This is a genomic window from Allorhizobium sp. GW101-3B10 (genome assembly GCF_059424725.1).
Genome location: NZ_JBWKZR010000001.1, coordinates 1572616 through 1592343, shown reverse-complemented (window position 1 = coordinate 1592343; position 19728 = coordinate 1572616). Strand labels below are relative to the sequence as shown.

The 19728-nt window shown below is 64.0% G+C and carries 23 protein-coding genes and 1 tRNA gene; 15 read left to right on the top strand and 9 right to left on the bottom strand.

Annotation, left to right across the window (positions count from 1 at the left end):
* Window positions 1-24: 24 nt before the first annotated feature.
* Window positions 25-420, bottom strand: coding sequence for a hypothetical protein (locus tag AC07Y0_RS07590; RefSeq protein WP_498676017.1), 396 nt, complete (start codon window positions 418-420; stop codon window positions 25-27).
* Window positions 421-569: 149 nt separating this feature from the next.
* A tRNA-Ser gene (locus AC07Y0_RS07585) sits at window positions 570-659 on the bottom strand.
* Window positions 660-990: 331 nt separating this feature from the next.
* Between AC07Y0_RS07585 and AC07Y0_RS07580 the strand changes: the two genes are divergently transcribed.
* The 8 genes from AC07Y0_RS07580 to AC07Y0_RS07545 all read left to right on the top strand — a co-directional run bounded on the left by AC07Y0_RS07580 (window position 991) and on the right by AC07Y0_RS07545 (window position 8711).
* Complete coding sequence (locus AC07Y0_RS07580) at window positions 991-2025, top strand: septal ring lytic transglycosylase RlpA family protein (RefSeq protein ID WP_498676015.1); 1035 nt, start codon at window positions 991-993, stop codon at window positions 2023-2025.
* A 68-nt stretch (window positions 2026-2093) separates the two neighbouring features.
* Window positions 2094-3257, top strand: a complete 1164-nt coding sequence (locus AC07Y0_RS07575; RefSeq protein ID WP_498676013.1) for a D-alanyl-D-alanine carboxypeptidase family protein — start codon at window positions 2094-2096, stop codon at window positions 3255-3257.
* A 107-nt stretch (window positions 3258-3364) separates the two neighbouring features.
* On the top strand, window positions 3365-4060 hold the full coding sequence (gene tmk, locus AC07Y0_RS07570) for a dTMP kinase (protein ID WP_498676011.1): 696 nt from the start codon (window positions 3365-3367) through the stop codon (window positions 4058-4060).
* Window positions 4057-5082 carry a DNA polymerase III subunit delta' gene (locus AC07Y0_RS07565; RefSeq protein WP_498676010.1) on the top strand — a complete coding sequence of 342 codons (1026 nt, stop codon included), beginning with the start codon at window positions 4057-4059 and terminating at the stop codon, window positions 5080-5082. The genes tmk and AC07Y0_RS07565 overlap by 4 nt, the downstream gene beginning before the upstream one ends.
* A 146-nt stretch (window positions 5083-5228) precedes the next feature.
* The gene (gene metG, locus AC07Y0_RS07560; RefSeq protein WP_498676008.1) at window positions 5229-6785 is read left to right on the top strand and encodes a methionine--tRNA ligase; all 1557 of its coding nucleotides are present in this window, start codon (window positions 5229-5231) and stop codon (window positions 6783-6785) included.
* Between the two features lie 7 nt (window positions 6786-6792).
* Window positions 6793-7575, top strand: a complete 783-nt coding sequence (locus AC07Y0_RS07555) for a TatD family hydrolase (RefSeq protein WP_498676006.1) — start codon at window positions 6793-6795, stop codon at window positions 7573-7575.
* A gap of 2 nt (window positions 7576-7577) precedes the next feature.
* Entirely contained in the window at window positions 7578-8402 is an 825-nt protein-coding gene (locus AC07Y0_RS07550) for an MBL fold metallo-hydrolase (protein WP_498676004.1), read from the top strand.
* A 72-nt stretch (window positions 8403-8474) separates the two neighbouring features.
* The gene (locus tag AC07Y0_RS07545) at window positions 8475-8711 is read left to right on the top strand and encodes an Lrp/AsnC family transcriptional regulator (protein ID WP_028735203.1); all 237 of its coding nucleotides are present in this window, start codon (window positions 8475-8477) and stop codon (window positions 8709-8711) included.
* 179 nt (window positions 8712-8890) lie between these two features.
* Here the strand turns inward: AC07Y0_RS07545 and recX are convergent, their stop codons facing one another.
* Window positions 8891-9463: a recombination regulator RecX gene (recX, locus tag AC07Y0_RS07540; RefSeq protein WP_498676002.1), complete on the bottom strand. Its 573-nt coding sequence runs from the start codon at window positions 9461-9463 to the stop codon at window positions 8891-8893.
* On the opposite strand from recX, the gene AC07Y0_RS07535 reads away from it, so the two are divergent.
* The 4 genes from AC07Y0_RS07535 to AC07Y0_RS07520 all read left to right on the top strand — a co-directional run bounded on the left by AC07Y0_RS07535 (window position 9446) and on the right by AC07Y0_RS07520 (window position 11685).
* A complete protein-coding gene (locus tag AC07Y0_RS07535; protein WP_498676000.1) occupies window positions 9446-9730 on the top strand; it encodes a hypothetical protein in 285 nt (94 codons plus the stop codon). The two genes, recX and AC07Y0_RS07535, sit on opposite strands and share 18 nt — an antisense overlap.
* The gene (locus AC07Y0_RS07530; RefSeq protein WP_498675998.1) at window positions 9727-9966 is read left to right on the top strand and encodes a hypothetical protein; all 240 of its coding nucleotides are present in this window, start codon (window positions 9727-9729) and stop codon (window positions 9964-9966) included. Before AC07Y0_RS07535 ends, AC07Y0_RS07530 begins: the two co-directional genes overlap by 4 nt.
* Before the next feature lie 127 nt (window positions 9967-10093).
* Window positions 10094-11071, top strand: a complete 978-nt coding sequence (locus tag AC07Y0_RS07525) for a glutathione S-transferase family protein (RefSeq protein WP_498675997.1) — start codon at window positions 10094-10096, stop codon at window positions 11069-11071.
* A 2-nt stretch (window positions 11072-11073) separates the two neighbouring features.
* Window positions 11074-11685 carry an alpha/beta hydrolase gene (locus AC07Y0_RS07520; RefSeq protein ID WP_498675994.1) on the top strand — a complete coding sequence of 204 codons (612 nt, stop codon included), beginning with the start codon at window positions 11074-11076 and terminating at the stop codon, window positions 11683-11685.
* Window positions 11686-11927: 242 nt separating this feature from the next.
* Here the strand turns inward: AC07Y0_RS07520 and tgt are convergent, their stop codons facing one another.
* The 5 genes from tgt to coaD form a co-directional block, all read right to left on the bottom strand.
* Window positions 11928-13058, bottom strand: coding sequence for a tRNA guanosine(34) transglycosylase Tgt (gene tgt / locus AC07Y0_RS07515; protein ID WP_498675992.1), 1131 nt, complete (start codon window positions 13056-13058; stop codon window positions 11928-11930).
* 4 nt (window positions 13059-13062) lie between these two features.
* A complete protein-coding gene (queA, locus tag AC07Y0_RS07510; RefSeq protein ID WP_498675991.1) occupies window positions 13063-14148 on the bottom strand; it encodes a tRNA preQ1(34) S-adenosylmethionine ribosyltransferase-isomerase QueA in 1086 nt (361 codons plus the stop codon).
* Window positions 14149-14224: 76 nt separating this feature from the next.
* Window positions 14225-14734, bottom strand: a complete 510-nt coding sequence (locus AC07Y0_RS07505; RefSeq protein WP_498675989.1) for a peptidylprolyl isomerase — start codon at window positions 14732-14734, stop codon at window positions 14225-14227.
* Window positions 14735-14768: 34 nt separating this feature from the next.
* Entirely contained in the window at window positions 14769-15338 is a 570-nt protein-coding gene (locus AC07Y0_RS07500; protein WP_498675987.1) for a peptidylprolyl isomerase, read from the bottom strand.
* Window positions 15339-15364: 26 nt separating this feature from the next.
* The gene (coaD, locus tag AC07Y0_RS07495; protein ID WP_498675984.1) at window positions 15365-15859 is read right to left on the bottom strand and encodes a pantetheine-phosphate adenylyltransferase; all 495 of its coding nucleotides are present in this window, start codon (window positions 15857-15859) and stop codon (window positions 15365-15367) included.
* A gap of 196 nt (window positions 15860-16055) precedes the next feature.
* On the opposite strand from coaD, the gene AC07Y0_RS07490 reads away from it, so the two are divergent.
* The 3 genes from AC07Y0_RS07490 (at window position 16056) to AC07Y0_RS07480 (ending at window position 16659) form a co-directional block, all read left to right on the top strand.
* Window positions 16056-16229, top strand: coding sequence for a hypothetical protein (locus AC07Y0_RS07490; RefSeq protein ID WP_498675982.1), 174 nt, complete (start codon window positions 16056-16058; stop codon window positions 16227-16229).
* A gap of 81 nt (window positions 16230-16310) precedes the next feature.
* Window positions 16311-16460: a hypothetical protein gene (locus tag AC07Y0_RS07485; RefSeq protein ID WP_454745970.1), complete on the top strand. Its 150-nt coding sequence runs from the start codon at window positions 16311-16313 to the stop codon at window positions 16458-16460.
* A gap of 64 nt (window positions 16461-16524) precedes the next feature.
* Window positions 16525-16659, top strand: coding sequence for a hypothetical protein (locus AC07Y0_RS07480; RefSeq protein WP_498675980.1), 135 nt, complete (start codon window positions 16525-16527; stop codon window positions 16657-16659).
* A 172-nt stretch (window positions 16660-16831) separates the two neighbouring features.
* Here the strand turns inward: AC07Y0_RS07480 and gyrA are convergent, their stop codons facing one another.
* Window positions 16832-19654: a DNA gyrase subunit A gene (gene gyrA / locus AC07Y0_RS07475; protein ID WP_498675979.1), complete on the bottom strand. Its 2823-nt coding sequence runs from the start codon at window positions 19652-19654 to the stop codon at window positions 16832-16834.
* Between the last annotated feature and the right edge of the window lie 74 nt (window positions 19655-19728).

Genomic DNA, 19728 nt, shown 5'->3' with positions numbered 1-19728 from the left:
GACCGGGGTGCCACCCTCAGAAGATCATGGCGCTGGCGCAAAATCGATCGGCCATTCCGCAATGTCGGAATATGCGCTCGTGTACTCCGCTTCATCGGTGACAATTTTGCTTCGGCAATCGATCCCGCATTGACAATAATCATGCGAATTCAAGAGCTTCCCGTCCGAGAAGTAGTATTGAGATTTGACGCGACTGCCCTTGTTCACCACACCGAGGCTCAAACTGGCTGTCAGCGTTGCTGAGGTGATCTTGTCAGCCTGAATATTGTTGTCTGCCAAGTCCTTGGCAAACCAGAACTGCAACTCACCGGCTATCGCCAGGCTTGGAACATTTTCGCCATTGAAACGGCACCGTCCGCTCACAACATCGATTGCGAGGGTGCCGCTGCCCAGTTCTGCAATCTGCTTATAGCTATTCATCAGCCTCCAGCCACAGAACATGTGGCAGAGCGTGAAGACTGCATACTTCAGGCGCTTTCTTCTCATGTCTCCACACCCTGCCGATGTCCCTGACAGACAAGTGCCACTTCGAACTATTGCGCCCTAAAGCTGCTGATTTCGGTCGACCTTGGCGGAGGAGGTGGGATTCGAACCCACGGTACGGTCTCCCGCACGCCGGTTTTCAAGACCGGTTCCTTAAACCGCTCGGACACTCCTCCGGTGAACCGCCTTATGCGCAATGACAGGGCGCTTGGCAAGACGGTTTTGAGCACGGCGGGGAAACGGCCGGGGCCCTGCATCGCGACGGTTATCCGGGTTCGTCTCCGCAACTACCGTCTATTCCGCAGATAGTATGTCGTGATTGTTGTTATCTTTCTATTAACCATGTCGGCATTTGTTCTGGACAGTTTGAGCCAATTGTTCGCAATTCTGCCATGTTGTGGCCCGTTTACTGCATCGTATCAGGACGGTCGGCAGGTTGCCTCAGGGCAGACCGGCGGCGGCAGGGGGCCGTGACCGGGAATTCGGCAAGTGGGACAGATGACGGACATGAGCGGCGCAACTCTGATCAGCGGAGCGAAATGGCTCGCATTGACCGTGCTCTGCGCCAGCCTCGCCTCCTGCGCCACGACCGGTGGCAAGAGCCAGAACAAGAACAAGCGCTCCAAGGAATACTTTGCCGAATCGGAGTATGGCGTGAAGGCCAGCCCCCGCATGGTGAAGAACGGACCGGTGCCGAAGGGCGGCGGACGCTACATGGTCGGCAAGCCCTATACCGTGAAGGGCAAGGTCTACGTGCCCAAGGACAATCCGGCCTATGACAAGACCGGCATCGCCTCGTGGTACGGCTCGGCCTTCCATGGCCGGCAGACCGCCAATGGCGAGCTTTATGACCAGCATTACCTGTCCGCTGCCCATCCGACGCTGCCGCTGCCGAGCTATGCACGCGTCACCAACCTGACCAATGGCAGCTCCGTCATCGTGCGCATCAACGATCGCGGACCTTTCCATTCCGACCGCATCATCGACCTGTCCAACAAGACCGCCGACATGCTCGACATGGCGCACAGCGGCACCGGCAAGGTCCGGGTGCAATATGTCGGTCCGGCCCGCATGGACGGTCACGACATGCCCTATCTGATGGCCTCCTACATCAAGAAGGGCGACCGTTCGCCGGCCGTCAACCCGCAAGGGCAGATCGCCAGCGGCGTGATGGTCGCCTCGGCCGACAATTCGGTCATGCCGATGAACCCGTCCTATGCCGCACCGACGATGACCAGCCTGGCCGGCCCGACGCCGTCCGCGCCCTATCCGGCCGGCGGCATGGCGGCGTCCGCTACCGGCGCCTTCGACCAGTTCGTCATGTTGCCCGATTTCGGGCCCATGCCGACCGAACGTCCGCTCGACGGCCAATATCTCAGGCTCCCCGCCTCAAGCGCCGCATCGGCCTATGCCGAGGAAGCGGCCACAGCGCCCTCCGCGCTTGCCTTCGAGGCGATTATGGTGCGCAATGACGGCCTGTCCGAGGCGTCGATTCTGTCCTCGGTCGCGCGCGGCGCTACAAAGCTGTCCGCGCGTCGTTAGACACCAGGCCGGTCGATGCGCCGCAAACCGGGGCGTGCGGCCCCAGCGGCGATGAGCAGAAGTAGACCATGCGACACAGCCTTGCCCTTGCCCTCCTGTTCGTCGCCTCAATTCTTTCCTCTTCCGTCCTCGCCCAGCAGGCTGCCCCGCGCCTGTTCGAGACCAAGGCCGCCCAGGTCCTGATGATCGAGGCCTCGACCGGCACCGTGCTGCTCGCCAAGGGCGAGGACAAGCCGCTGCCGCCGGCATCGCTCGCCAAGCTGATGACGCTCGAGGTCGTGTTCGATGCAATCAGGCGGCGCGAGATCGGGCTCGACACGGTCTACAAGGTCTCCGAACACGCCTGGCGCACCGGCGGCGCGCCGTCGCGCACCGCCACCATGTTTGCGGCGCTGAAATCCGAGCTGCGCGTCGAGGATCTGCTGAAGGGCGCAGCCGTGCAGATGGCGAACGACGCCTGCATCATCCTCGCCGAAGGCATCGACGGCAGCGAGGAGAAATTCGCCGCCCGCATGAACGCGCGCGCCAAGGCGCTTGGGCTTGCCGCCAGCACCTTCGTCAATCCGACCGGCCTGCCGGATCCGGGCAACCGCACGACGCTGCGCGACATGGTCACGCTGGCGCGGCATCTGCAGTCGACCTATCCGGACTTCTACCGGCTGTTTGCCCAGCCCGAATTCGAATGGAACAAGATCCTGCAGCGCAATCGCAATCCGCTGATCGGCCGTGCCGCCGGGGTGGACGGCTTGGCTTCGGGCTTTGCCGAGGAGAGCGGCTATGCGCTGGTGGCTTCGGCGGAGCGCAACGGACGCCGGCTGTTCCTGGCGATCAGCGGGTTGGCGAGCGACAAGGAGCGGACGGAAGAGGCCCTGCGGCTGTTCGACTGGGCCTTCGGCACCTTCGAGATGCGGCATCTGTTCAAGCCGGGCCAGACCATCGGCGCGGCGAGCGTCTATGGCGGCGATTCCGGCGCGGTCGACCTGGTCGCGGCCGGGCCGGTCGATGTCTTCGTGCCGATCGACGATCCGCAGCGGCTGCAGGCACGCATCGTCTACCGCTGGCCGCTGCGAGCGCCGCTTGCTGCCGGCACGGAGGTGGGCGTTCTCCAGCTGCTGGCGGGCGAGCGGCTGCTGCGCGAGGTCAAGCTGCAGAGTGCCGCCGCGGTGGGCGAGGGAACGCTGCGCCAGAAAGCCGGCGACGCCCTGTTCGAACTGCTGTTCTTCTGGCTCTGAATCCTGTCTCGCCGATCTGGAGGCTTCCGATTGCGGTTTCGCGGCCCTAAGGAATGCGCTAAACAGGGCGAAATGGCCGGCGTGGCCGAAAATGCAGGGCGAAGATAGTGTCGACGGGTGCCGGATTGTTCGTAAGTTTCGAGGGAGGCGAGGGGGCCGGCAAGTCGACCCAGATTCGCCGTCTGGCCGACAGCTTGCGCCGCAGGGGCCTCGACGTCATCACCACGCGCGAACCGGGCGGCTCCGCCGGCGCCGAGGCGTTGCGCCACGTGCTCTTGTCCGGCGCCGCCGAGCCTTTCGGCATCCGCATGGAGGCGCTGTTGTTTGCCGCCGCCCGCAACGACCATGTCGAAACGGTGATTCGCCCGGCACTCGCCAAGGGTTTCGTCGTGCTGTGCGACCGCTTCATGGATTCCTCGCGCGTCTACCAGGGCGTGACCGGCAATCTGGAAGTGGAATTCATCGACGCGCTGGAGCGCATTGCGGTGAACGGCGTGGTGCCCGATCTGACGCTGGTTCTCGATCTTCCGGCAGCCACCGGCCTCGAGCGCGCCCGCGGCCGTCTGGCCGCGGAGGCGAGCGGCGAGGCGGCGCCGGACCGCTTCGAGCGCGAAGAACTCGACACCCATGAAAAGCGCCGCCAGGCCTTCCTCGACATCGCCGCCGCCAACCCGAAGCGCTGCCGCGTGATCGACGCCGACCGCAGCGTCGGCGAAATCGCCGAGAGCATAGCCGAGGCGGTTGAGCCGCTGCTTGCCGGCCTCAAGCCGGTGAGCCAGCCGGAAACGGTCGGCGCCGAATGAGCGAGGAACGCCACGGGATCCTCGACGGGGCGATCGCGCCGGCCGCCAACACGCGGCTCTTCGGCCATGAGGCGGCCGAAGGGTTCCTGGCGCGCACCTATCGCTCCGGCAAGGGCCATCATGCCATCCTGATCGAGGGGCCGGAGGGCATCGGCAAGGCGACGCTCGCCTTCCGCTTCGCCAATCATGTCCTGTCGCATCCGGATCCCGAGAGCGCGCCGGAGCGGATCGCCGACCCGGATCCGGCCTCTGGGGTGAGCCGCCAGATCGCCTCGGGCGCCAGCCACAACCTGCTTTACCTCGCCCGTCCCGTCGACGAGAAGACCGGCAAGGTCAGAACCGCGATCACCATCGACGAGGTCCGCCGCGCCGGACATTTCTTCTCGCAGACCTCGGGCACCGGCAACTGGCGCATCGTCATCATCGATCCCGCCGACGACCTGAACCGCAATGCGGCGAACGCCATCCTGAAGATCCTCGAGGAGCCGCCCAAGCGGGCCATGTTCCTGGTGCTCTCGCACGCGCCGGGCAAGCTCCTGCCGACCATCCGCTCGCGCTGCCTGCCGCTGAAGCTCGCGGCGCTCCCGGACGAGGCGATGCGCCAGGCACTCGGTCAGCTCGGCCTGTCGATTTCCGAGCCGCAGGCGGGGCCGATCCTGTCGCTCTCCAAGGGCAGCGTGGCGCGGGCGCTGAAGCTGGCGAACTACGGCGGCGCCGACATCATCGAAGCCTTCGAAAAGCTGCTCAGCGAGCAGGGCCCGGCGGCGCGGCGCACCATGTACAAGCTTGCCGACGCCTTGAGCGCCAAGGACAGTGACGTCGCCTTCGGCTTCTTCACCGAGCATCTCGGCGAATTCCTGATGGAACAGGCACGCGCCGCCGCGATCGCCGGCGATCTTGGCCGGGCGGAGCACTATGCGCGGCTCTCCGCCTCGATCACCGAGCAGCTATCCATCGCCGGCGCCTACAATCTCGAGCGTAAGCAGACCATCCTCGACATCCTCGCCACCGTCGCCGCCTAGACGGCGAAGATGGCCCCGACTGCCGCGCCATCGCCCCGGCGCAAGGCAGCTGTTCGATAAAACTGCTGTTTCTAAAGGCGCAGGAATGCTCTAAGAACCGGCGATACTCCCACAGGCGCAATCGACGCGGATCACAAAGACCGACCATGAACGACACCTACTTCATCACCACAGCCATCGCCTATCCGAACGGCAAGCCGCATATCGGCCATGCTTACGAGCTGATCGCCACCGACGCCATGGCGCGGTTCCAGCGGCTCGACGGAAAGGACGTCTTCTTCCTCACCGGAACGGACGAGCATGGCCAGAAGATGCAGCAGACGGCGCGGGCCGAGGGCATCGCGGTCGAGGATCTCGCCAAGCGCAATTCCGACGAATTCCGCGCCATGGGCAGGATGCTGAACTCGTCGAACGACGACTTCATCCGCACCACCGAACAGCGCCACCACATCACCGTCCAGGAAGTCTGGCGCCGGATGGAGAAGAACGGCGACATCTACAAGGACAGCTATGCCGGCTGGTATTCGGTCCGCGACGAAGCCTATTACCAGGAAGAAGAAACCGAGCTGCGCGCCGACGGCGTGCGCTACGGGCCGCAGGGCACGCCGGTCGAATGGGTCGAGGAGGAAAGCTATTTCTTCCGTCTCTCGGCCTATGAGGACAAGCTGCTCAAGCTCTACGAGGACCAGCCCGATTTCATCGGCCCGAACGAGCGCCGCAACGAAGTGATCTCCTTCGTGAAATCCGGTCTCAAGGACCTGTCGATTTCGCGCACCACCTTCGACTGGGGCATCAAGGTTCCGAACGATCCCAAGCACGTCATGTATGTCTGGGTCGACGCGCTGACCAACTACATCACCGCGACCGGTTATGTCGAAGACGAAAACGGCCCGCGCGCCAAGTACTGGCCGTGCGACGTGCACATCATCGGCAAGGACATCATTCGCTTCCACGCCGTCTACTGGCCGGCCTTCCTGATGTCGGCGGGCCTGCCGCTGCCCAAGCGCGTCTTCGCGCACGGCTTCCTGCTCAACAAGGGCGAGAAGATGTCGAAGTCGCTCGGCAACGTCGTCGACCCGGTCGACCTGGTCAACCATTTCGGCCTCGACCAGGTGCGCTACTTCTTCCTGCGCGAGGTTTCGTTCGGCCATGACGGCAGCTACAGCGCCGAGGCGATCGCCACCCGTATCAATGCCGACCTCGCCAACGGCATCGGCAATCTCGCCAGCCGCTCGCTGTCGATGATCGCCAAGAACTGCGACGGCAAGATCCCGGCGCCCGGTCCGCTGACCGACGCAGACAGGGCGATGCTGGCGACCGCCGACGCCATGCTCGCCACCTGCCGCGCCGAAATGGCCGAGCAGGCCATCCACAAGGCGGTGGCCACGATCATCGGCACGGTCAACGAGGCCGACCGCTATTTCGCCGCGCAGGAACCCTGGGTGCTGCGCAAGACCGACGTGCCGCGCATGGAAACCGTGCTCTACGTCACGGCCGAAGTGGTGCGCCAGATCGCCATCCTCTTCCAGCCGATCATGCCGGCCTCGGCGGAGAAGCTGCTGGATCTGGTCGCCGCACCCGCCGACAAGCGCAACTTTGCCGCCCTTGGCGAAGCCGGCCGTCTGGTTCCCGGAACCGAGCTTCAGGCGCCGGCGCCGGTCTTCCCGCGCTATGTCGCGCCGGAAGCGGACGCGAAGGCTTGATACGTCCATGCTGATCGATACCCATTGCCATCTCGACTTCGCCGACTTCGACGCGGAACGCGACGAACTGGTCGCCCGCGCCACGCAAGCCGGCGTGGCCCAGATGGTGACGATCTCCACCCGGGTGAAGAAGCTCGATACGCTGCTGGCCCTGACGGAACGCTATCCGGGCGTCTTCTGCTCGGTCGGCACCCATCCGAACAATGCCGACGAGGAGCTGGACGTCACGGCCGACGATTTCGTGCGCCTGGCGGAAAGCCATGACAAGATCGTCGCCATCGGCGAATGCGGGCTCGACTATTTCTACGACACGCAGAAGCCGGAAGATCAGAAGACCGGCTTCCTGCGCCAGATCGAGGCCTCGCGCCGCACGCAGCTGCCGCTTGTCATCCACAGCCGCAGCGCCGACGAGGACATGGCGGCGATCCTCACCGAGGAAATGGGGAAGGGGGCCTTCCCTTTCATCCTGCACTGCTTCTCCTCCGGTGAAGCGCTGGCCAAGACCGGCATCGAGCTCGGCGGCTATGTGTCCTTCTCCGGCATCCTGACCTTCCCGAAGTCGACCGAACTGCGCGACATCGCCAAGGGCCTGCCGCTCGACCGGCTGCTGGTCGAGACCGACGCGCCTTATCTCGCGCCGAAGCGCTGGCGGGGCAAACGCAACGAGCCGTCCTATGTGGTCAACACGGCCGAGGTCCTGGCCGAGACCATGGGTGTGAGCTTTGACGAGATGGCACGGATCACCACCGACAACGCGTTTCGCCTCTTTTCCAAGATGCCGAGGCTCTGAGCATGATCTATCGCCGCCGCTTCACCATCCTCGGATGCGCGTCGTCACCGGGCGTGCCGCGCATCAACGGCGACTGGGGTGCCTGCGATCCGAACAATCCGCGCAACCGGCGCACCCGCGCCTCCTTCATGGTGCAGCAGTTCGCGCCCGACGGCGGCATGACGACGGTGATCGTCGATACCGGTCCGGACTTTCGCGAGCAGATGGTCGCCGCCAAGGTGCAGCATGTCGACGCGGCGATCTATACGCATGCCCATGCCGACCATCTGCACGGCATTGACGACCTGCGCGGCTATTTCGTCATGCAGAAGCATCGCATTCCGATCTATGCCGAGGCCGACACCATGGCGCGCATCCGTCAGGGCTTTGGCTATTGCCTGGAAACGCCGGCCGGCAGCAACTATCCGCCGATCGTCCTGCCGATCATCATCGAGGATCTTTCGCAGCCGCTGGAGATCACGGGGAAGGGCGGCACAATCCGCTTCCAGCCGCTGGTCCAGCAGCATGGCGACATTCCCTCGCTGGGGCTGAGGATCGGCGATGTCGCCTATTGCTGCGACGTCAGCGACTTCCCCGACGAGACGGTCGCCAGGATGGACGGCCTCGACGTGCTGATCATCGACGCGCTGCAATACCGGCATCATCCGAGCCATCTGTCGCTCGAACAGGCGCTCGGTTGGATCGAGCGGCTGAAGCCGCGCCGCGCCTATCTGACCCATATGCATATTCCGCTCGATTATGAGACGGTGATGGCGGAAACCCCGCCGCATGTGGAACCGGCCTATGACCAGCTCGCCTTTGAGGTCGAGGTCGAGGCTGCGGCCTGAAATGTTCGCTCCGCACATGAGAAGTGTTCGGCAAGCTGTTGATTTCGTGAATGTTCAGCGAGGAGATCTACGATGAACTGCATTTTCATCCAGGTGCGCTGCCGGCCCGGCAAGACCTATGAGGTGGCGGACCGCATCTACGAAAAGGAAGTCGTGTCCGAACTCTATTCGACCAGTGGCGAATATGACCTCCTGGCCAAGATCTACGTTCCCGACGGCCAGGACGTAGGCAAATACGTCAATGCGATCTTCGTCGACATTCCCGATGTCGACCGCACGCTGACGACGTTGACATTCCACGCATTCTGATTTTGACAGCGCCTGGTCTCAAGCCGAGTTAGGCCTATGGCTGCCATGGTCAAATGCTGCGGACACCCCGTTCCCAGTATCTGGTAAAGTTCCATAATCTATCTTATGCGATCTTTGTATGTGGCTTTGGCCAACCCCCGCTGCTGCGCCTTCCGCCCGCTATCGGCAGCTCCCCGCCATCATACAAATGGCCGTCCTGCCAGCATCTCCTCCGCCTCGTCGCGGTCCATAGCCATCACCCTTCGACCGATCTCGAAGCCGAAGCCGTTGCGGGCGAAGGCGGAAAATTCCTTCGACTGGCGCTTGTCGTCGACCTCGACGTCAGGCCGGCGGTACGGACCGAAGGCCCGCTTGCGGGCGAAGACCAGAGCCGAGAGAAAATCGTCGGTCTCTTCCAGCGCCTGCTGTACGATCTCGCGATCAACGCCCTTCTCGATCAGCTTGCGGCCGATGGCGCGCTTCGACTTGCCGCTGCGTGCCGACGAGCGCGCCCGGATCTCGGCATAGGCCGTATCGTCGAGCGCCAGCATGCTGCGGCCGAATTCCACCGCCGCCGCCGATAGCGCCTTCACCTGCGCCTCCGAAATGTCCTCGAACTTCTGCTTTGCCTTGCGCGCGATGGCGTCGGACAGCTCCCGCTCGGTCATCATCCGGCGCGACAGACGATAGAGCGCCGAATTGCGCGACCAGGCCAGCATGCGCGGCGTCGGTGTGTCGGCCGCCGGCTCTCCCTGATGTTCGTCGTCGCTCACGCTCTTCCCATTCTCGCCGATGCGCTGTCCGCCCTGGGCCCGTTCGCGGGATATCATATTCGCCGACGTTTGCGCCATCCCGGATCGCCGCGGTGGCGCTGGCCCGGCATGGAGTATGACGACGGTGCGGCCAAAGAAAAGATCCGGCAAAAAGACGACGACAGCCTAACCTTGCTCCCGACAATAATAGAAAGAAAACATGCTCTGATATTCTTTGTAAACGAATCGACAGAAGAAGTTTTCGCAAAACTGAAAGTGAACCCATGAACGAGCGCGAACAACGTGAAGTATGGGCACTGCGTCGCGCAGAAGAGATAGCCTTGCGCGAGGGCGTCGGCCTGATGCAGGCGGCCCAATGGCTCGACAAGAAGCTGACGGTTCGGACCTCCAAGCAATTGCGAAACGCGATTTGCGATTCGCTGCTCGAGGCCATGGCCATGCCGCGCTTGCCCTCCCCGCAGGAACAGGCCCATTTGCAAAACAAGATCGACGCCAGGCCATAGGCGCCGGCATCCCGCTTTCCTTCATTGTTCGTGATCCGGCAACGGTTTGTCGCACAGCTCCGGCATTTCCCCGGCCGCCTGGGCGGTCTATGGGTGGATCTCACGAAACGCGGGAGACAGACCAACCATGCTCGTCAACGGAAAATGGACGGCCGACTGGCAGCCGGTACAGGCGACCGACGCCAAGGGCGGCTTCGTGCGCCAGACCTCCGGCTTCCGCAACTGGGTGACCGTCGACGGGCAAGCCGGCCCGACCGGCACTGGCGGCTTCAAGGCCGAGGCGGGACGCTATCATCTCTATATCGGGTTGATATGCCCCTGGGCCTCGCGCACCCTGATCGGACGCCAGTTGAAGGGGCTCGAAGACGTGATCTCGGTATCCGTGGTGGAACCTGCCCTCACCGACTTCGGCTGGCGTTTCGGCGATTTCCCCGGCGCCGATCGCGATACGGTCAATGGCGCCACCTACCTGCACGAGATCTATATCAGGGCCGATCCAACCTATACCGGCCGCGCCACCGTGCCGGTGCTGTGGGACAGGAAGACCGGCACGATTGTCAACAACGAGTCCGCCGACATTCTGCGTATGATGAATACTGGTTTCGGGACCTTGGCAAAGAACGCCATCGACCTCTATCCGGAGACGTTGCGCGAGGAGATCGAGGCGATGAATGCCGAGATCTATCCGAAGCTCAACAACGGCGTCTATCGCGCCGGCTTCGCCACGACGCAGGTCGCCTATGAGGAAGCCTTCGCCGACGTCTTCCACATGCTCGACGCGCTGGAGGCGCGGCTGTCCGACGGACGGGCCTATCTGAGCGGCGATCAGGTGACGGAGGCCGATATCCGCCTGTTCGTCACGCTGGTGCGTTTCGACGCCGCCTATCACGGCCTGTTCAAGTGCAATCTGCGCCGGCTTGCCGACTATGCGGCGCTCTCCGCTTATATGCTGCGTTTCCTTGCCCTGCCCGGCGTGCGCGAGACGGTGAGCATTCCCCATATCAAGCATGGCTACTACTCGATCAAGGCGCTCAACCCGAACCTGATCGTGCCGATCGGCCCGGACCTGCCCGGCCTCGATCCCGTCACCGTGTCGAGGGTCTGATCATGCATGACGCAACCCGCCTCGTCGTCTTCCTCCATGGCGTCGGGAGCCGGGGTGAAGACCTCCTGCCGCTCGCGGGCCCCTTGCGCCACGCCCTGCCCGGCACGGCCTTTGCCGCGCCCGATGCGCCCTTCCCCTTTCCCTACGGCATGGGCCAGCAGTGGTTCAGCATTGCCGGCGTGACCGAGGAGAACCGGGCGGGCCGCATCGAAGCCGCACGCGCCGACTTCGATCGCGTCATTCGCGAGACCATCGAGACATACGGATTTACCGAAAAGCTCGACCGGGTCGCCTTCGTCGGCTTTTCGCAGGGCACGATCATGGCGCTCGACGCGTTGGTTTCCGGACGTTGGCCGGTCGGCGCCATCGTCGGATTCTCCGGCCGCCTCGCCTCGCCGCTTCCGCTTTCGCCGGGCCTGGCAACGCCGGTGCTGCTCGTCCATGGCGCGGCGGATTCGGTGATCCCGGCTGCCGAGACGGTCAAGGCGGCTGCCACCTTGCAGGCGCTGGGCGTTGACGTCGATAGCCGGATCCTTCCCGGTCTCGATCACACGATATCGGCGGAAGGCATTGAACTGGCAGGAGAGTTTCTCGCCGTCAGGCTCGGCGGCTAAGCGAGGTTCGCCCAACCTCTAGCCTTTAGCCGGCAAGAGATTGCAGACCACTTCGCGAAAGACCCCCTCTGGCCTGCCGGCCATCTCCCCCACAAGGGGGGAGAAGACGAGCGGTTCGCTCCTCGGTTCGACCAAAACGACGACGTTAGCCCCTCCCCCTAGTGGGGAGGGGTTGGGGAGCGCAATTGCGGACCGAATGCAGCGGAAGGCTAACAAGCGCCCTCGTCTGCCCCGCCGCCCCGTCAAACCGGATCGATGTCGCCGCGGGCCCACATTTCCATCGTCTCCGCCTTGAAGTCCTCGAAGCGGCCCTCCTCGATCGACTTGCGGATGCCCTGCATCAGTTCCTGGTAGTAGGACAGGTTGTTCCACGACAGGAGCATGCCGCCGAGCGCTTCGTTGGAGCGGACCAGGTGATGCAGATAGGCGCGGGAATAGTCGCGGCTGGCCGGGCAATTCGACTGGTCGTCGAGCGGCCGCATGTCCTCGGCGTGGCGGGCATTGCGGATATTGACCTTGCCGCGGCGGGTGAAGGCGAGGCCGTGGCGGCCGGAACGGGTCGGCATGACGCAGTCGAACATGTCGATGCCTTCGGCCACCGATTTGAGGATGTCGTCGGGCGTGCCGACGCCCATCAGGTAGCGCGGCTTTGCCGTCGGCAGCACCGGCAGCGTGATGCCGAGCATTTCCAGCATGACGTGCTGCGGCTCGCCGACCGCGAGGCCCCCGACCGCATAGCCCTTGAGATCGAGTTGCTTCAGGCCCTCGGCCGAGCGCACGCGCAGGTCCGGGATGTCGCCGCCCTGGACGATGCCGAACATCGCCTTGCCCGGCTGGTTGCCGAAGGCGACGCGGCAGCGCTCGGCCCAGCGCAGCGACATTTCCATCGCCCGCTCGATGTCCTTGGGCTCCGCCGGCAGCGCCACGCATTCGTCGAGCTGCATCTGGATGTCGCTGTCGAGCATGCCCTGGATCTCGATCGAGCGCTCCGGCGACATATGGTGGGTCGAGCCGTCGACATGGCTCTTGAAGGTCACGCCCTGCTCGTCGAGTTTCCTGAGGCCGGACAGCGACATGACCTGGAAGCCGCCCGAATCGGTGAGGATCGGGCCAGGCCAGCGGATCAGCTCGTGCAGGCCGCCGAGGCGCGCGACGCGCTCCGGGCCGGGGCGCAGCATCAGGTGATAGGTGTTGCCGAGAATGATGTCGGCGCCCCCTTCCCGCACCTGGTCGAGATACATGGCCTTGACCGTGCCGACCGTGCCGACCGGCATGAAGGCCGGCGTGCGGATCACGCCGCGCGGCATCGAGATCTCGCCGAGACGGGCCTTGCCCGACGTGGCCTTGAGGGTGAACTGGAAGGTGTCGTGCATCGGTTCAGGTGTCTTTCCGGAAGAGCAGGCTGGCATCGCCATAGGAATAGAAGCGGTAGCCGTCCGCGATCGCATGGGCGTAGGCCGCCCGCATGGTGTCGAGGCCGGCAAAGGCCGAAACCAGCATGAACAGCGTGGATTTCGGCAGATGGAAATTGGTCATCAGCACATCGACGGCGCGGAATCGGTAGCCGGGCGTGATGAAGATGTCGGTCGCACCCGACCAGGGCTGGATCTCGCCCGCCTCGGAGGTGGCGCTCTCAAGCAGGCGCAGCGACGTGGTACCGACCGAAACGATCCGCCCGCCCCGCGCCCTGACCGCATTGAGCGCCGAGGCGGTGGCGCGCGAGACCTGGCCGATCTCGTGGTGCATCTTGTGATCGGCGGTGTCTTCCGCCTTCACCGGCAGGAAAGTGCCGGCGCCGACATGCAGCGTGACGAAATGGCGTTCGATCCCGGCGGCGTCCAGCCGGGCGAAAAGCTCGGGGGTGAAATGCAGGCCGGCGGTCGGGGCGGCGACCGCCCCTTCCTCCCGCGCATACATGGTCTGGTAGTCGGTCCGGTCCTTCTCGTCCTCCTCGCGCTTGGAAGCGATATAGGGCGGAAGCGGAATGTGGCCGACGGTGGCGATCGCCTCGTCGAGCGCCGAACCGGAGAAGTCGAAGCGCAGGGTCACCTCGCCCGCCTCGCCCTTTTCCTCGATGACGGCACCGAGCGTGCCGAGCAGGCAGGCATTGCCGGAATGGCCGAATTCGATACGGTCGCCAAGCTTGATGCGCTTGCCCGGCCGGGCAAAGGCCTTCCAGCGGCTGCCATCGACCCGCATGTGCAGGGTGGCGGAGACCGGCGTTCGCTCGGCCCCCTCGCGCAGCCGCACGCCTTCGAGCTGGGCCGGGATGACCTTGGTGTCGTTGAACACCAGCGCATCGCCGGGTTTCAGGAACGACGGCAGGTCGCAGACCCGGGCGTCCGACAGCACGGGCTTGCCGTCCGGCCGAACGACGAGCAGCCGGGCCTGGTCGCGCGGGCTCATCGGCCTCAGCGCGATATTCTCGTCGGGAAGGTCGAAATCGAACTGGTCTACGCGCATTGCTGCGACACCTCTTCAAAACGCGAAAACCCGCCCGGGCGCGATACGCCGGGGCGGGTCTCCAAATCAAGCCCGATCAAGCGTCGGCGGCAACCTTCATCGATACGATCGAGTCGGGATCGCTGACGGGCTCGCCCTTCTTGATCTGGTCGATGACGTCCATGCCGTCGATGACCTGACCCCAGACCGAATACTGCTTGTTGAGCCACGGGGCATCGGTGAAGCAGACGAAGAACTGCGAATTGGCCGAGTTCGGGCTCTGCGAGCGGGCCATGGAGCAGGTGCCGCGCACGTGCGGGGTAGCCGAGAATTCGGCCTTCAGGTCGGGCTTGTCCGAACCGCCCATGCCGGCACGGCCCGGGTTGAAGCTCTCGCCGCCCTTCTTGCCGAACTTCACGTCGCCCGTCTGGGCCATGAAGTCGGGAATGACGCGGTGGAAGACGACGCCGTCATAGGCGCCTTCGCGCGACAGTTCCTTGATGCGGGCCACATGGCCGGGGGCCAGCTCCGGGAAGAGCGCGATCACGACCTTGCCCTTGGTGGTTTCCATGATGACGGTGTTTTCCGGATCCTTGATCTCGGCCATGATATTTCTCCTCTTTGGGGCGGATGCCCGATTGTTACTTCTTGCCGACGGTGACCTTGATCATGCGGTCGGGATCGGACACTTCGCCGTTGCCGCCGTCGCCGCGCTTGATCTTGTCGACCAGCTCCATGCCCGACAGGACCTTGCCGACGACGGTGTATTCGCCGTTCAGCGGCGGATAGTCGGCGAACATGATGAAGAACTGCGAATTGGCGGAGTTCGGATCCTGCGACCGGGCCATGCCGACCACGCCGCGTTCGAAGGGAACCTTGGAGAACTCGGCCGGAAGGTCGGGCAGCTTGGAGCCGCCGGTGCCGGCGCGGCCGGCATTGAAGCCGTCTTCCATGTCGCCGAATTCGACGTCGCCGGTCTGGGCCATGAAGCCCTCGATGACGCGGTGGAAGGCGACGTTGTCATACTCGCCCTTGGAGGCCAGTTCCTTGATCTGCGCGACGTGCTTCGGCGCGACGTCGGGCATCAACTCGACGACGACCGGGCCATCCTTCAGCTGGATGGTCAGGGTATTGTCGCCCGAGGCGGCGTGCGCCGGGCCGATGGCGGCGACGGCGAGGAAAAGGGCAGCGGCAATTTGAAAGAGTCTCATGATCACTCCAATGACTTCAACGATGATCAGCGCGAGAGTTTGGACTTCAGCGCCTGGAAGACGACGGGCGGCACGAAGGCACTGACGTCGCCGCCCATGGAGGCGATCTGACGCACCAATGTGGCCGTAATGGGCCGCGAGGCCGTGCCGGCCGGCAGGAAGATGGTCTGCAGGTCCGGCGCCATCTGGTAGTTCATGCCGGCCATCTGCATTTCGTAGTCGAGATCGGTGCCGTCGCGCAGGCCGCGGATGAGGAGCCTCGCGCCGTTCTGGCGCGCCGCATCGACGGCGAGGCGATCGAAGGCGACGACGGAGACGTCGCCGGCACGGTCCGGAAGGCTTTCGGCGAGGGCGGCGGCGATCAGGCCTGCCCGCTCCTGATAGCTGAACAGCGGCGTCTTTCCCGGATGAACGCCGATCGCGACGATCACCTTCGATACCACGTTCAGCGATTGCACGAGCACATCGAGATGGCCGTTGGTCATCGGATCGAATGAGCCGGGATAGAAAGCGATCGTCATGGCAGCCCGATGGTTGTTTCGACGCCTTTTGTCATGGAAGCGCGCCAGCCGCAAGTGATTTGGGCCCGCCCCGCCCCTGCCCGGCAGATGAACGGATGCTGAATGCGGCGTTCAAGACGGCTTCAGCGGCCAGGGTTCATAACGCTGTCAGACGGGGCAGGCAAACATGCCGCCCATCCTGTGCCAGGGGACCACGATGCTTGCACTTCTCGCCATTTTCGCCGCAGTCGCGGCACTTTTCACCGAGTTCGGCCTGCTGCTGCTGCGCGCCTACCTTGAGGCCGGCGGATCCGCGTTCGGCCTTTTCCGTCGCGAAGATGAACGCCAGATGAACGGAACGTTAAGGCGCGTTTCACCTCGCCCCGAATAAAACCGATTGAATGGCATGAACGTTTGTTCGTGCCGCGCATTTTTACGGCAATCCAGGCCGTATTCCGAAAGGACGACTTCGATGCACGACAAGGTTACGATGATCAATCTCGTATGGGTGGCCATGATGACGGCGATGCTCGCCACCTCCGCCACCTTCTACATGAACGACCGGGCCGAGGCGAACAACTACGGTCCGCAGCTTGCCCGCTATTATCCGGTCGGACGTTAGTCGCACCGCATAGCCAGTCGAATGCCGGAATACGTGCCGCAGGATAAAGAAAGGAAGGACGAGCATGTTCACGACCCTGACGATACTCGCCGCCCTGATCTGCGGCATGTTCCTCGCGTCGGTCGCCTCGACGATCAACGCGCTTCGCCGTGAAGGCGACGAATTCCGGGCCATGGCCGAACGCCACCGGGCGTTCTGACAAGGCCCCGCCGCCGCTGCGGTCACACCCGCCCGGATCCACCCGGCCAGGCCAGTCCGCAGACGCATCATTCCTGACATTCGCTGCATGACCTCCAATGAAAAAGGCCGAAGCATCTTGACGATGCTTCGGCCTTTCCATGTCGAACCCGCCGCTTCCGGCGGGCTCTTTGTCATTCCTCGGTGTCTTCCGGCGCCGATGCGTCGTCCGCAGCCGGTGCGGCGCCGGCATCCGGCATGGTCTCGTCACCGGATGCGGGAGCGGCTTCGAGATCGCCCTCCTCATCGCCTTCCGGCTCGTTGATGCGCTCGACCGACACGACCTTCTCATCTTGGGCGGTCGAGAAGATGGTGACGCCCTTCGTTGCGCGGCTGGCAAAACGGATGCCGTCGACCGGGACGCGGATCAGCTGGCCGCCGTCGGATACGAGCATGATCTGGTCCTTGTCCTCGACCGGGAAGGCGGCGACCAGTTCGCCGATTTCGTTCGTCTTCGACGTGTCGGTGGCACGGATGCCCTTGCCGCCGCGGCCCGAGATACGGAAGTCGTAGGACGACGAACGCTTGCCGTAGCCCCGCTCGGAAACCGTGAGCACGAACTGTTCGCGTGCCTTGAGCTCCTCGTAGAACTGGTCGTCGAGCTGACCTTCCTCGGTCACCTCCTCACCGACGAGCGCGATGTCCTCCTCGTCCACGCCGCTGGCGCGGCGTTCGGCGGCCGAACGCTTGAGGTAGGCGGCACGCTGCCACGGCTCGGCATCGACATGGCCGAGAATGGTCATGGAGATGATCCGGTCACCGTCGGCGAGCGTGATGCCGCGCACGCCGATCGAGTTGCGGCCGGCGAAGACGCGCACGTCGTCGACGGGGAAGCGGATCGCCTGGCCGAGTGCTGTGGTCATCAGCACGTCGTCGCGTTCCGTGCATGTTTCGACCGACAGGATCTCGTCGCCCTCGTCCTCGAGCTTCATGGCGATCTTGCCGTTGCGGTTCACCTGGACGAAGTCGGAGAGCTTGTTGCGGCGAACCGTGCCGCGGGTCGTCGCGAACATGACGTCGAGATTGTCCCAGCTCTTTTCATCCTCCGGCAACGGCATGATCGTCGTGATGCGTTCGCCGGGTTCCAGCGGCAGCATGTTGATCAGCGCCTTGCCGCGCGAGGTCGGCGTGCCGATCGGCAGACGCCAGACCTTTTCCTTGTACACGATGCCGCGCGAGGAGAAGAACAACACCGGCGTGTGGGTGTTGGCGACGAACAGGCGGGTGGCGAAATCCTCGTCCTTCATCGCCATGCCGGAGCGGCCCTTGCCGCCGCGCCGCTGGGCGCGATAGGTGGCGAGCGGCACCCGCTTGATGTAGCCGGCATGGGACACGGTCACGACCATGTCCTCGCGGGCGATCAGATCCTCGTCGTCCATTTCCGGACCGCCTTCGATGATCACCGTGCGGCGCGGCGTGCCGAACTCGTCACGAACCGCCGTCAGCTCGTCCTTGACGATGGTCTGGATGCGCAGGCGCGACGACAGGATGTCGAGATAGTCGCTGATCTCGGCGCCGATCTTGTTCAGTTCCTCGTCGATTTCGTCGCGGCCGAGGGCCGTCAGGCGGGCGAGGCGCAGTTCGAGGATGGCGCGGGCCTGTTCCTCCGAGAGGTTGTAGGTCAGGTCCTCGTTGATGCGGTGGCGCGGGTCGTCGATCAGGCGGATCAGCGACTCGACGTCATGGGCCGGCCAGCGGCGGGTCATCAACTGCTCGCGGGCGGTCGCCGGATCGGGCGCGCGGCGGATCAGGCCGATGACTTCGTCGATATTGGCGACCGCGATGGCCAGGCCGACCAAGACATGGGCGCGTTCGCGCGACTTGCGAAGCAGGTACTTGGTGCGCCGGCTGACCACTTCCTCGCGGAAGGAGACGAAGGCGCGCAGCATGTCGAGCAGGCTCAGCTGTTCCGGCTTGCCGCCGTTGAGCGCCACCATGTTGCAGCCGAACGAGGTCTGCAGCGGGGTGTAGCGATAGAGCTGGTTGAGGATGACGTCGGCATTGGCGTCGCGCTTCAGCTCGATCACGACGCGATAGCCGTCGCGGTCGGACTCGTCGCGCAGGTCGGAAATGCCCTCGATACGCTTGTCGCGCACCAGTTCGGCCATCTTCTCGATCATCGTCGCCTTGTTCACCTGATAGGGAATTTCGGAGATGATGATATGTTCGCGGTCGCCGCGCATGGGTTCGATGCGGGCAACGCCGCGCATGATGACCGAGCCGCGGCCGGTCTCGTAGGCCGAGCGGATGCCGGAACGGCCGAGGATCATCGCGCCGGTCGGGAAGTCGGGACCCGGAATGATCTGCATCAGGTCCGACAGCTCGATCGCCGGATCGTCGATCAGGGCGATGCAGCCGTTGATCACTTCGGTGAGGTTGTGCGGCGGGATATTGGTCGCCATGCCGACGGCGATGCCGCCGGCGCCGTTGACCAGCAGGTTGGGGAAGCGGGCCGGAACGACCGACGGCTCGCTCATCGTGCCGTCATAGTTGTCGCGGAAATCGACGGTTTCCTTGTCGAGGTCGTCGAGCAGCGAATGCGCGACCTTCTCAAGACGGCACTCGGTATAACGCTGGGCTGCCGGCGGATCGCCGTCGACCGAGCCGAAATTGCCCTGACCGTCGATCAGCGGGAGGCGCAGCGACCAGTCCTGCGCCATGCGGGCCAGCGCATCATAGATCGCGGAATCGCCGTGCGGATGGTACTTACCCATCACGTCGCCGGTGACGCGGGCCGATTTCACGTATTTCTTGTTCCAGTCGATCCCCATCTCGCTCATCGAGAAGAGAATGCGGCGATGCACGGGCTTCAGACCGTCGCGGACGTCTGGAAGCGCGCGGCTCACGATCACGCTCATCGCGTAGTCGAGATACGACCGCTGCATTTCCTCCATGATGGAAATAGGCTCGATGCCTTGCGGGTACTTGCCGCCGCCGGGAGTGTTTTGCTCAGTCAAATCAGGTCACGATCTCTGTTCGGAATCACTGCGAAGTTTATAGCCGAAAGGGCTGGAAAGCGCCAATTTTGCCC

Coding starts and splice junctions, on each gene's coding strand:
- AC07Y0_RS07590 (WP_498676017.1), bottom strand. CDS start 420: ATGAATAGCTATAAGCAGATTGCAGAACTGGGCAGCGGCACCCTCGCA.
- AC07Y0_RS07580 (WP_498676015.1), top strand. CDS start 991: ATGAGCGGCGCAACTCTGATCAGCGGAGCGAAATGGCTCGCATTGACC.
- AC07Y0_RS07575 (WP_498676013.1), top strand. CDS start 2,094: ATGCGACACAGCCTTGCCCTTGCCCTCCTGTTCGTCGCCTCAATTCTT.
- AC07Y0_RS07565 (WP_498676010.1), top strand. CDS start 4,057: ATGAGCGAGGAACGCCACGGGATCCTCGACGGGGCGATCGCGCCGGCC.
- metG (WP_498676008.1), top strand. CDS start 5,229: ATGAACGACACCTACTTCATCACCACAGCCATCGCCTATCCGAACGGC.
- AC07Y0_RS07555 (WP_498676006.1), top strand. CDS start 6,793: ATGCTGATCGATACCCATTGCCATCTCGACTTCGCCGACTTCGACGCG.
- AC07Y0_RS07550 (WP_498676004.1), top strand. CDS start 7,578: ATGATCTATCGCCGCCGCTTCACCATCCTCGGATGCGCGTCGTCACCG.
- AC07Y0_RS07545 (WP_028735203.1), top strand. CDS start 8,475: ATGAACTGCATTTTCATCCAGGTGCGCTGCCGGCCCGGCAAGACCTAT.
- AC07Y0_RS07535 (WP_498676000.1), top strand. CDS start 9,446: ATGTTCGTCGTCGCTCACGCTCTTCCCATTCTCGCCGATGCGCTGTCC.
- AC07Y0_RS07530 (WP_498675998.1), top strand. CDS start 9,727: ATGAACGAGCGCGAACAACGTGAAGTATGGGCACTGCGTCGCGCAGAA.
- AC07Y0_RS07525 (WP_498675997.1), top strand. CDS start 10,094: ATGCTCGTCAACGGAAAATGGACGGCCGACTGGCAGCCGGTACAGGCG.
- AC07Y0_RS07520 (WP_498675994.1), top strand. CDS start 11,074: ATGCATGACGCAACCCGCCTCGTCGTCTTCCTCCATGGCGTCGGGAGC.
- tgt (WP_498675992.1), bottom strand. CDS start 13,058: ATGCACGACACCTTCCAGTTCACCCTCAAGGCCACGTCGGGCAAGGCC.
- queA (WP_498675991.1), bottom strand. CDS start 14,148: ATGCGCGTAGACCAGTTCGATTTCGACCTTCCCGACGAGAATATCGCG.
- AC07Y0_RS07505 (WP_498675989.1), bottom strand. CDS start 14,734: ATGGCCGAGATCAAGGATCCGGAAAACACCGTCATCATGGAAACCACC.
- AC07Y0_RS07500 (WP_498675987.1), bottom strand. CDS start 15,338: ATGAGACTCTTTCAAATTGCCGCTGCCCTTTTCCTCGCCGTCGCCGCC.
- coaD (WP_498675984.1), bottom strand. CDS start 15,859: ATGACGATCGCTTTCTATCCCGGCTCATTCGATCCGATGACCAACGGC.
- AC07Y0_RS07490 (WP_498675982.1), top strand. CDS start 16,056: ATGCTTGCACTTCTCGCCATTTTCGCCGCAGTCGCGGCACTTTTCACC.
- AC07Y0_RS07485 (WP_454745970.1), top strand. CDS start 16,311: ATGCACGACAAGGTTACGATGATCAATCTCGTATGGGTGGCCATGATG.
- AC07Y0_RS07480 (WP_498675980.1), top strand. CDS start 16,525: ATGTTCACGACCCTGACGATACTCGCCGCCCTGATCTGCGGCATGTTC.